We start from the raw sequence: 10,385 nt of genomic DNA, 5'->3' as shown, positions 1-10,385 counted from the left end.
ACGATCGCCGACACACCCGTCTTGGTGGTCCTGGCGAAGCCGAGGATCGCCATACCGATGCCACCGGACTGGGAGGTCAGCGCCACCCCGCCCTTGACGTCGTACGGGGTGCAGAAGGTGGCGCAGAGATCCTGCCAGGTGGAGTAGTAGCCGTAGATGTTCGGGCCGAGGATCCGGACACCGTGCTTCTTGGCGATCGCGACGACCTCGTCCTGGAGCGCCTGCTCACCGGTCTCGGCGAAGCCGGACGGAATCAGGATCGCGCCGGCGACACCCTTCTCACCACACTGTTCGAGCGCACCGCCGACGAACTTGGCCGGTACGGCGAACACCGCCACGTCCACGTCACCGGGGACGTCGGTGATACTCGGGAACGCCTTCAGTCCGAGGACCTCGCCACCCTTGGGGTTGATCGGGTAGATGTCGCCCTGGTAACCGCCGTTGACCAGGTTCTTCATCACCGAGTTGCCGATCTTGCCGTCCTCGTTCGAGGCACCGATCACGGCGATCGCCCGCGGCTTCATGATCCGGGTCATCGCGGTCAGGATCTCTTCCTGGCTGTACCGGTCGACCGGCTTACCGGCCTCGGGGTCCACGATGATCCGGAAGTCCACCGCGGTGGCGCCGTCCGGCCCGGCGAGCACCGGGTTCAGGTCCACCTCGGCGAACTGCGGGAAGTCCTCCACCAGGTCCGACAGCTTGGTGATGATGGTGGCGATGGCCTCCTTGTCGACCGGCTTGGCACCGCGGACGCCGTTCAGCATCTCGTGCGCCTCGATGCCGTCCACCATGGACCGCGCCTCGTCCGGCGAGGTCGGCGCGAGCCGGAAGGTGACGTCCTTCAGCACCTCGACCAGCACCCCGCCCAGACCGAAGGCGACGATCTTGCCGAAGGTCTGGTCGGTGACCGCACCGACGATGACCTCCTGCACGTCACCGCCGGTGACCAGCATCTTCTGCACCTGCACACCGATGATCTCCGCATCGGCCTGGTAGGCCTTCGCGTTCGCCACGATCTGCTCGTACGCCGTCACCGCGGCCTCGGCGCTGTCGACGCCGACCACCACGCCGCCGGCCTCCGTCTTGTGCAGGATGTCGGGCGAGACGATCTTCAGCACGACCGGGAAACCGATCTCGGCCGCCAGACCGGCGGCTCCCTCGGCAGTCGTGGCCAGCCCCTCTCCCGGGGTCGGGATGCCGTACGCGTCCGCGACCAGCTTGGCCTCGGGTGCGCTCAGCGAGGTGCGGCCTTCCGCCAGAGCCTGGTCGAGGATGGACTGGACAGCTGCCTTGTCATAAGTCATGCCTAAAGCTCCTCAGAAGCGTGGTTGGTGGCGCATCAGACGACGCCGGCGGCCTTGAGTTCTTCCAGCTCGGCGGTGTCGATGCCGAGGCCGCCGTAGATCACGGAGTTGTGTTCACCGAGGCCGGGTGAGGTCTCCACCTGGACCGGTGAGTCGGACAGCTTGATCGGGCAGCCGACGGTCTTGAAGCTGCCGCGCTGGGGGTGCTTCACCTCGACGACCGCGCCGAGCTCGGCCAGCGTCTCGTCCTCGATCAGTTCCTTGGTGGACAGGATCGGGCCGCACGGCACATTCAGCGCGTTCAGCTTCTCCATCACCTCGAACTTGGTGTGCTGCTCGGTCCAGGACTCGATCAGCCCGAACATCTTGTCGAGCTTGTCCAGCCGCGCGGCCGGCGTGCTCCAGTCCGGGTCGTCGGCCAGCTCGGGCTTGCCGATCAGGTTCGCGATCGGGGCCCAGCCGGGCGGCTGGACGATCACGTAGATGTAGTCGTTCGGCCCGCCGGGCGCAGTACGGACTGCCCAACCGGGTTGGCCGCCGCCGGAGGCGTTGCCCGAGCGCGGCACCTCGTCGCCGAAGTTGTCGTTCGGGTACTCCTTCAGCGGGCCGTGCGTCAGCCGCTGCTGGTCGCGCAGCTTGACCCGGCTGAGGTTCAGCACCGCCTCCTGCATGGCGACCGAGACGCGCTGACCCTTACCGGTCGCGACCCGCTGGTAGAGCGCGGCGAGGATGCCGGCGACCAGGTGGATCCCGGTGCCCGAGTCACCGATCTGAGCTCCGGTGGCGAGCGGCGGGCCGTCTTCGAAGCCGGTCGTGCTCATCGCGCCGCCCATCGCCTGGGCGACTACCTCGTAGGCCTTGAAGTCCTCGTACTTGCCGGGGCCGAAGCCCTTGATCGAGGCGAAGATCAGGGCCGGGTTGATCAGCTGCAGCCGCTCCCAGGTGAACCCCATCCGGTCGATCGCACCGGGAGCGAAGTTCTCCACCAGGATGTCGGAGTTCTTCACCAGATCGGTGAAGATCTCCTTGCCCCGCTCGGATTTCATGTTCAGGGTGATGCTGCGCTTGTTGCAGTTGAGCATGGTGAAGTACAGGCTGTCGACGTCGGGCAGGTCGCGCAACTGCTGGCGGGTGATGTCACCCGTCGGCGCCTCGAGCTTGACGACGTCGGCGCCGAGCCAGGCCAGAATCTGGGTGCAGGACGGTCCTGACTGCACGTGGGTCATATCGAGTACGCGGACACCTTCAAGGGCCTTACCCATCTCGGTCCTCCAGTACTGGCGGCGGTACGCCGCAGGGGGCGCACCGCCGTCGGGGAATCGCTACTTGTACATGGTCTGGTTCATGGTTCCGGGCGCGTACGCGTCCGGGTCGACCCACACGTTGATCAGCGAGGGCAGTCCCGACTCGCGGGCCCGCTGCATGGCCGGCCCGATGTCCTTGGGGTCCCGGACCTCCTCGCCGTAACCGCCGAGCATCTTGGCGAACTCGTCGTACTTCACGTCGCCGAGGGTGTTGCCGATCCGGCCACGTTCATGCCCGTACTTCGCTTCCTGGCCGTAGCGGATCTGGTTCATCGACGAGTTGTTGCCGACGACACCGACGAACGGCAGCTTGAACCGGACCAGCGTCTCGAAGTCCCAGCCGGTCAGGGAGAAGGCGCCGTCACCGAAGAGCGCGACGACCTCCTTGTCCGGCCTTGCGTACTTGGCCGCCATCACGAACGGGATGCCGACGCCGATGGTGCCGAGCGGCCCCGGATCCATCCAGTGGCCGGGCGACTTCGGCTGCACCACACCACCGGAGAAGGTGACGATGTCTCCGCCGTCGCCGATGTAGATCGAGTCCTCGGTGAGGAACTCGTTGATCTCGTGCGCCAGCCGCAGCGGGTGGATCGGGTTGGCGTCAGACAGCTGCCGCGGCAGCCGCTTCTGGTACGCCGCGTCCTCCTCCGCCCGGAGCTCGGCGAACCAGGCCTTGCGGTCGCCCGCCTTCGCGATCCGGCCGGACGAAGCCTGGGTGACCGCCGCCAGGATCGCACCCGGGTCTCCGACCAGTCCGAGGTCGACGTCGCGGTTCTTGCCGACCGTGCGGTAGTCCATGTCGATCTGGACCACGGTCGCGCCCTTCGGCAGCCGGCGGCCGTAGCCCATCCGGAAGTCGAACGGGGTGCCGACGATCAGGATCAGGTCGGCGTTGTTGAACCCGTAGCGCCGGGACAGGTGGAAGTGGTGCGGGTCGCCGGGCGGCAGGGTGCCACGGGCCGAGCCGTTCATGAAGGCCGGCACGTTCAGCTTGCGGACGAAGTCGATCGCAGCGTCACTGCCTCGCGCGGTCCAGACCTGAGTGCCGAGCAGGACGACCGGCTTCTCCGCCCGCGACAGCAGGTCGGCGAGCGCCTCGATGTTGGCCGGGTCGCCGATGCTCTTGGTGGAGGCACGGTAACGGCCCGCCTCCGGGATGGTCGCGGACTCCACCGGGACGGAGTTGTCCAGGATGTCGCGCGGGATCTCCAGGAAGGACGGGCCGGGGGCGCCGTTGTAGCACTCACGGAACGCCATCGAGACCATGTCCGCTACTCGTGCGGTGTGCGGCACGGTCGCGGCGAACTTGGTGATCGGGGTCATCATGTCGACGTGCGGCAGGTCCTGCAGCGAGCCCATCTTGTGCTGGTTCAGGGCGCCCTGGCCGCCGATCAGCAGCATCGGGCTCTCAGCGCGGAACGCGTTCGCGACACCGGTCACGGCGTCCGTGGTGCCGGGGCCGGCGGTGACGACGGCGCAGCCGGGCTTACCCGTCATCCTCGCGTAGCCGTCCGCGGCGTGCGCTGCCACCTGCTCGTGCCGGACGTCCACGACGGCGATGCCCTCGTCGACGCAGCCGTCGTAGATGTCGATGATGTGACCGCCACACAGCGTGAAGATCACATCGATCCCCTCGGCCTTGAGGGCCTTGGCCACCAGATGTCCGCCCGAGATCGTGGCGGTCTTCGGCTCCGGTTCGGTCACTTCAGCGACCGCGTTCGCTGTATCGGTTACAGCTGGGGACACTGTTTGGGCCATCTGTGCAGTCATCTCCTCGTGGAAGGCTCGGTCTGCCCGGGGTCAGCGCGGGCCACACTGCATATGGTCAGTAGATTGCATACCGTATGGTGTAGTCGTAGTCATATCGCACCGCCAGACCAGTTGTCCAGAGGTCGACACCCGGCAGAATTCCTAACGACGACTGTATGCAGTATCCCGTATGCTTGTCGAGAGACGGCCGCTCCGAACCCTGCGAGCACGGGAGATGCGATGACGATCCACGACGAACTCGACCGGACCCGCAACGCTCTGCGGTCGCTCGAGAAAGCCCTTGCAGGCTTGAGGAATCAGCTCGGCCCGCATCTCGACGTACTGCGGCTGATGGACGACGTCGCGCGGTGCGCGTCGGACCTGCGGCGGCTGGAGGAGCAGGTACGGGCGCCGCACCGGCACGAGCTGGTGGTGATCCCGGACGACGACTACGACCACGGATTGTGGGGCGCCGGCGACGTCGACCACGAGGGCCTGGGCGCGCCCGGCCGTCGTGCTCCTTGATCAGATTGTTGCCAAACACTGCTTCAGCAGACGTTTGAGCCGCAGATCGCCATCACCGCGAGAGGCCCGGGCGGTGACGGCGACGGCCTCGGCGGCGTGTTCGGTCGCCACGAAGGTCCGGTAGAAGGGCTCGCTCAGCCTGACCCGATCGAACACGGGGAGCCACCAACGGGCGATCCCGCCGGGCTGCTGCCCGTCTGGTCGATCGGCCAGCAGGTAAAGGGCTGTCTCGTGACTCCTGGTCAGGCGGGCGCGTTCGTCGCTGCTGAGCCCCTCCGGGCCGGCGAGCGCGGTGGAGACACAGAGCGCCACCAGCCGCGCTGAGATCTCCAGCCCTGGTTGAGCAGTGCCGATGAACGAGGGCGCCAGCGGCAGGAGAGCCCGTCTCCCCGCCCTGCTGCTGTGGTCGTGGACCACTCGGGCGATCGAGCCCAGGACGGGATGCACGCAGCTCGGGCGGTCCGTCCACGGCTCACGAGCCAGCTTGGACACGCGTTCCAGTACGCACGGCTCCGAGGTACGCACGCGGCCGTAATAGGCCATGCCGTGCGGCGTCTCGTCGCCCTCGGCGTCGACCTGCCGGTCGGCAGGCCCTGCGACGTGCAGGTGGTGAGCTTGTTGCGGGCTGTCCGCGCTACGGCTACCGGCGACGGCGTTGGCCCCGGCTCGCGTCGAACTCACTCGCCTGGCCGGACAGCGCCGCTGACAGGGGTGCCTAGCTGAGGTCGGACGGGTAGTGCGGGGCGGCCGGGTTGTTTGATGAAGCGGACGGTCACCGCGGTGAGCAGGCCGAGGAGGCCGGCGCCCAGGAAGACCGGCCGGTAGCCGACTGTGGCGACCAGGCTTGCCGCGACGCCGACGCCCACCAGACCGCCGGCTGCCTTCGCGCTGTAGAGGATGGCCTGGTTCTGCAGCAGGCTGTTCTCGCCGAAGAACTCGAGCACCAGGTTCGCCATGATCGCGTAGAAGGCCCCGCCGCCGAGGCCGGCGAACATCGCGCAGAGTACGAAAGCCCAGCCAGCACCCGACTCGCCCGCCAGGACCAGTCCGACGTGGGTGAAGCCCTCGATCATCAGGACGGCCGCAAGAACCCGCCGACGGCCGAAGGTGTCGGACAGGTTGCCGGCGAAGGACCGGCCGAGACCGTTGACCGCGGCAAGCATTCCGGCCGCGAACCCCGCCACTGCGACTCCGAGTTCTGCTTCGATCGCGTAGCTGACGACGAACGCGATGCCGAACAGCGACAGCGCAGTACTGAGTGCCAGGGTCAGCCACATCAGCGGCAGTGCTCCGGTCCGCATCGCCTCGGCCGGCTTGTAGTACCGGGCCGCGGGGAGGTTGTGCGGGATGCTGCGGTTCAGCTTGCGGTCGACCGCCCACGCCTGCGCGTCGAGGTGAGACGGCCACCAGTGCCGCGGCGGATCCTTGAGAACCCCGCCTGCCGTCATCACGACCAGCAGAGCGAGCACCGCGGTCAGGTCGAAGACGGTGCGCTGTCCCGCGGGCGAATCGAAGATGGTGAGCAGAGCGATGCTGGGCACCGCGCCTACCGCGAATCCACCCGTGACGAACCCGATGGTGGCGGTCCGCTTGTCCGGGAACCACCTGCCCGCGGTGGTGATGCACGCGGCGTACACGAGCCCGGCTCCGGTGCCGCCGATCAGCGCGTAGCCGACGACTACAGCGACATACCCGGTGGAATGCGCGAGCGTCGCCAGCCCCGCAGCCGCAAAGACACCACCCAGTGGTACGAGTTGGGTCGGCGTGGCCCGGCGTACCCGCTGGGCCCAGGCGGCGGGGATCGCCACCAGCGCCTGGCAGGCAACGAACAGCGCCAGCAGCCACATGGTCTCGACGGCGCCCCAGCCGCGGCTCGACTGCAGGCCGAGCGCGGCGGAACCGAACGAGTACTGCAGCGGACTGATCGCCACCATGCAGGCCCATGCGGCCCACAGTTGCCAGCGGCGGGAATGACCGGTCAATTCACGAGCGTCCTCGCCGACCCGGTACTGGCGGCCGTAGACGTCGCGTACCTCGCGGGGAGGAGTGCCGGTGGTTGCATCGTTCATGATCGGCTCCTGACTACTGCATACCGTATGGAACTGTGGTACTCCCCTGAGCTACCCGTTGTCCAGAGCTTGGGCCTTGTGAACGATTGTGCATACAGCATACAGTCGTCCAAACGTTGTCGCGTGAGGAGAGGACTGTCCGTGGACCTGATGGAGTACCAAGCCAAAGAACTCTTCGCCCGGCATGATGTGCCGGTCACTCTGGGAAGGGTGGTCGAGGACCCCGCCGATGCGGCCGCAGCTGCCGAGGCGCTCGGCGGCCGGGTGGTGGTCAAGGCCCAGGTGAAGGCCGGTGGCCGCGGCAAGGCCGGCGGCGTCAAGCTGGCCACGACGCCACAAGAGGCGACCGACCGCGCTTCCGACATCCTCGGCATGGAGATCAAGGGACTCACGGTCCGCCGGGTGCTGCTCGCGCCGGCTGCAGACATCGCCGAGGAGTACTACTTCTCCTTCCTGGTGGACCGGGCCAACCGCAACTATCTCTGCATCGCCAGTACCGAGGGTGGTGTGGAGATCGAAGAGGTCGCGCACACCAACCCGGACGCGATCGCCAAGATCTCGATCGACCCGGCGACCGGCGTCGACGAGGCGAAGGCTGCCGAGATCGTCGCCGCAGCGGGGTTCCCACCGGAGGCGGCGTCCGTCGTACAGAAGCTGTGGGCCGTGTTCATCGCTGAGGACGCCTCCCTGGTGGAGGTGAACCCGCTGGTGAAGCTGGCCGACGGCAGTCTCGAGGCGCTCGACGGCAAGGTGACGCTGGACGAGAACGCGGCGTACCGGCACCCGGACCATGCGGCCTTCGACGACAAGGCGTCCGCCGATCCGCTCGAGGCCGCGGCCCACGAGAAGGGCCTCAACTACGTCAAGCTGGACGGTTCCGTCGGCATCATCGGCAACGGCGCGGGTCTGGTCATGTCGACCCTCGACGTGGTCGCTTACGCCGGTGAGAAGCATGGCGGGGTCAAGCCCGCGAACTTCCTCGACATCGGCGGCGGCGCGTCCGCCGAGGTGATGGCGAACGGGCTGAGCATCATCCTCGGCGACGAGCAGGTCCGCAGCGTGTTCGTGAACGTGTTCGGCGGCATCACCGCCTGCGATGCGGTCTCGAACGGGATCGTGCAGGCGCTCGAACTGCTCGGTGAGAAGGCGAACAAGCCACTGGTGGTCCGGCTGGACGGCAACAACGTGGTCGAGGGCCGCCGGATCCTCGCCGAGGCGAACCACCCGCTGGTGACCGTGGTCGACACGATGGACGGCGCGGCGGACCGCGCCGCCGAGCTGGCCGCGGCCGGCGTACAGGCTTAGGAGGAATGGGTTATGGCGATCTTCCTCACCGAGGAGAGCAAGGTCATCGTCCAGGGCATGACCGGGTCCGAGGGTAAGAAGCACACCACCCGGATGCTTGCCGCAGGCACCAATATCGTCGGCGGCGTGACGCCCGGCAAGGGCGGGCAGGCGGTCGACTTCGACGGCCGGGCAGTACCGGTCTTCGGCTCGGTCGGCGAGGCGGTCAAGGAGACCGGTGCCGACGTGTCGATCGTGTTCGTGCCGCCGAAGTTCACCAAGGGCGCCGTGTTCGAGGCGATCGATGCCGGCGTGCCGTTGGTGGTCGTGATCACCGAGGGCGTGCCGGTGCACGACACCGCCGCGTTCTTCGCCGCCGCGCAGGCCGCGGGCACCCGGATCATCGGACCCAACTCCCCCGGCCTGATCAGCCCCGGCCGCGCGAACGCCGGCATCATCCCGGCCGACATCGCCGGCCCGGGCCGGATCGGGCTGGTGTCGAAGTCGGGCACGCTGACCTACCAGATGATGTACGAACTGCGCGAGTACGGCTTCACCACCGCGATCGGCATCGGCGGCGACCCGATCATCGGGACCACGCACATCGACGCGCTGCGGGCCTTCGAGGACGACCCGGACACCGACGCGATCGTGATGATCGGTGAGATCGGCGGCGACGCCGAGGAGCGGGCCGCCGCGTTCATCAAGGACAACGTGACCAAGCCCGTGGTCGGGTACGTCGCGGGGTTCACCGCCCCCGAAGGCAAGACGATGGGCCACGCGGGCGCGATCGTGTCGGGATCCTCCGGCACCGCGGCCGCCAAGCAGGAGGCCCTGGAAGCCGTCGGGGTCAAGGTCGGCAAGACGCCGTCCGAAGCCGCGCAACTGCTGCGCGATGCCCTCGAGCAGATCCCCGCCCCCGTCTGAGAGGCAGCACCACCATGCAGAAGATCGGTTTCATCGGACTCGGCATCATGGGGTCCCACATGGCCGCCAACCTGGTCCGGGCCGGCTACGACGTGACCGGGTTCGACGTCGTACCGGCGGGCGTCGAGAAGCTACTGCAGGCCGGCGGCAAGCCCGCACCCACGATCGCCGAGGCCGTCGCCGGTGCCGAGGTCGTCATCACGATGCTGCCGGACTCGCCCCAGGTGGCGGAGGTGGTGCTCGGACTGGGCGGGGTGTTCGAGTCCGCCACCGCTGGCGTACTGCTGATCGACATGTCCTCGATCGCCCCGGAGACGTCGATCGAGGTCGCGAGGGCCGGCACCGCCCTCGGCGTACGGGTGCTGGACGCACCGGTGAGCGGCGGCGAGCAGGGCGCGATCAAGGCGTCGCTGTCCATCATGGTCGGCGGCGCGGCCGAGGACTTCGAGGCCGCGCGACCGATCTTCGAGGACCTCGGCCGGACCATCGTGCATGTCGGCGGCCACGGCGCCGGCCAGACGGTGAAGGCGGCGAACCAGCTGATGGTGGCCGGCATCATCTCCCTGGTCAGCGAGGCGATCGTGCTGCTCGAGGCCTCCGGGGTCGACGGCCAGCGCGGACTCGAAGTACTGGCCGGCGGGTTGGCGGGGAACCGGATCCTCGACCTGAAAGCGGAATCGATGCTGGGCCGGCAGTTCGAGCCAGGCTTCCGCATCGACCTGCACCACAAGGACATGGGCATCGCACTGGCCTCCGGGCGTGCCGCGGGTGTCGCATTGCCAGTCACCGGGGTGGTCGCCCAACTGGTCGCCTCGGCCCGGGCTCAGGGTTATGGCTCGCTGGACCATTCGGCGTTGTTGAAGGTCATAGAGCAACTGTCTGGCCGCCTCGAGGCCTGACAATCGAGTTGGAGCGGGCCGGCGACCCACTGGGGTGTCGCCGGCCCGCTTCCTCTTTCCCCAGTACGCCGGTGCGCTCGCACGCTGGTACGCCGGTGCACTGGATGTGGTTCGCGAGTCGATGCGTGCGGGTGGTTCGACGGTCGCATGGTGCATGTGATTCGCGGATTGGTGATTGTGGTTCGCGGGGTACATAGGTGTGGGTGGTTCGCGTCGCCGGGCTGCGTGATGGTGCTAGTCGCGGCGAGGTGAGTCAAGGGCGCTTCGCGGCCCTTCGGGCTCGAACAAGTTCGACCCTTGACACACCTCACCACGACCAGGGAA

Annotated in this window: 9 protein-coding genes; 4 read left to right on the top strand and 5 right to left on the bottom strand. The window is 67.8% G+C overall.

What is annotated here, in order from left to right; genetic code table 11:
- The 3 genes from VFG33_RS35065 to VFG33_RS35055 form a co-directional block, all read right to left on the bottom strand.
- A partial coding sequence (locus VFG33_RS35065; protein ID WP_325057322.1) for an acetate--CoA ligase family protein occupies positions 1 to 1,304 on the bottom strand: 1,304 nt, incomplete at its 3' end.
- A gap of 35 nt (positions 1,305 to 1,339) precedes the next feature.
- Positions 1,340 to 2,566: a formyl-CoA transferase gene (gene frc, locus VFG33_RS35060; protein WP_325057321.1), complete on the bottom strand. Its 1,227-nt coding sequence runs from the start codon at positions 2,564 to 2,566 to the stop codon at positions 1,340 to 1,342.
- A 60-nt stretch (positions 2,567 to 2,626) separates the two neighbouring features.
- Positions 2,627 to 4,312 carry a thiamine pyrophosphate-binding protein gene (locus VFG33_RS35055; protein WP_325057320.1) on the bottom strand — a complete coding sequence of 562 codons (1,686 nt, stop codon included), beginning with the start codon at positions 4,310 to 4,312 and terminating at the stop codon, positions 2,627 to 2,629.
- 285 nt (positions 4,313 to 4,597) lie between these two features.
- Here VFG33_RS35055 and VFG33_RS35050 point away from each other — a divergent pair, with 285 nt between their 5' ends.
- On the top strand, positions 4,598 to 4,882 hold the full coding sequence (locus tag VFG33_RS35050; protein ID WP_325057319.1) for an Rv0250c family protein: 285 nt from the start codon (positions 4,598 to 4,600) through the stop codon (positions 4,880 to 4,882).
- Here VFG33_RS35050 and VFG33_RS35045 read toward each other — a convergent pair whose 3' ends face one another.
- Both VFG33_RS35045 and VFG33_RS35040 read right to left on the bottom strand, forming a co-directional pair.
- Complete coding sequence (locus VFG33_RS35045) at positions 4,883 to 5,563, bottom strand: hypothetical protein (RefSeq protein ID WP_325057318.1); 681 nt, start codon at positions 5,561 to 5,563, stop codon at positions 4,883 to 4,885.
- Positions 5,560 to 6,951, bottom strand: coding sequence for an OFA family MFS transporter (locus tag VFG33_RS35040; RefSeq protein WP_325057317.1), 1,392 nt, complete (start codon positions 6,949 to 6,951; stop codon positions 5,560 to 5,562). Before VFG33_RS35040 ends, VFG33_RS35045 begins: the two co-directional genes overlap by 4 nt.
- A 141-nt stretch (positions 6,952 to 7,092) precedes the next feature.
- On the opposite strand from VFG33_RS35040, the gene sucC reads away from it, so the two are divergent.
- Genes sucC through VFG33_RS35025 form a run of 3 tightly spaced genes read left to right on the top strand, consistent with a single transcriptional unit; the run spans position 7,093 to position 10,061 of the window.
- Positions 7,093 to 8,256: an ADP-forming succinate--CoA ligase subunit beta gene (gene sucC, locus VFG33_RS35035; protein ID WP_325057323.1), complete on the top strand. Its 1,164-nt coding sequence runs from the start codon at positions 7,093 to 7,095 to the stop codon at positions 8,254 to 8,256.
- Positions 8,257 to 8,268: 12 nt separating this feature from the next.
- A complete protein-coding gene (gene sucD, locus VFG33_RS35030; RefSeq protein ID WP_325057316.1) occupies positions 8,269 to 9,162 on the top strand; it encodes a succinate--CoA ligase subunit alpha in 894 nt (297 codons plus the stop codon).
- A gap of 14 nt (positions 9,163 to 9,176) precedes the next feature.
- Complete coding sequence (locus tag VFG33_RS35025; RefSeq protein WP_325057315.1) at positions 9,177 to 10,061, top strand: 2-hydroxy-3-oxopropionate reductase; 885 nt, start codon at positions 9,177 to 9,179, stop codon at positions 10,059 to 10,061.
- Positions 10,062 to 10,385 lie beyond the last annotated feature (324 nt).

The organism is Kribbella sp. (assembly GCF_035687465.1).
Lineage (GTDB): Bacteria > Actinomycetota > Actinomycetes > Propionibacteriales > Kribbellaceae > Kribbella.
The sequence above is the reverse complement of the archived record's forward strand: the minus strand, read 5'-3'. Positions and strand labels throughout refer to the sequence as shown.

Excerpts from the sequence above, each read along its gene's own strand:
- VFG33_RS35050 (WP_325057319.1), top strand. The coding sequence starts at position 4,598 with ATGACGATCCACGACGAACTCGACCGGACCCGCAACGCTCTGCGGTCG.
- VFG33_RS35025 (WP_325057315.1), top strand. The coding sequence starts at position 9,177 with ATGCAGAAGATCGGTTTCATCGGACTCGGCATCATGGGGTCCCACATG.
- frc (WP_325057321.1), bottom strand. The coding sequence starts at position 2,566 with ATGGGTAAGGCCCTTGAAGGTGTCCGCGTACTCGATATGACCCACGTG.
- VFG33_RS35040 (WP_325057317.1), bottom strand. The coding sequence starts at position 6,951 with ATGAACGATGCAACCACCGGCACTCCTCCCCGCGAGGTACGCGACGTC.
- sucD (WP_325057316.1), top strand. The coding sequence starts at position 8,269 with ATGGCGATCTTCCTCACCGAGGAGAGCAAGGTCATCGTCCAGGGCATG.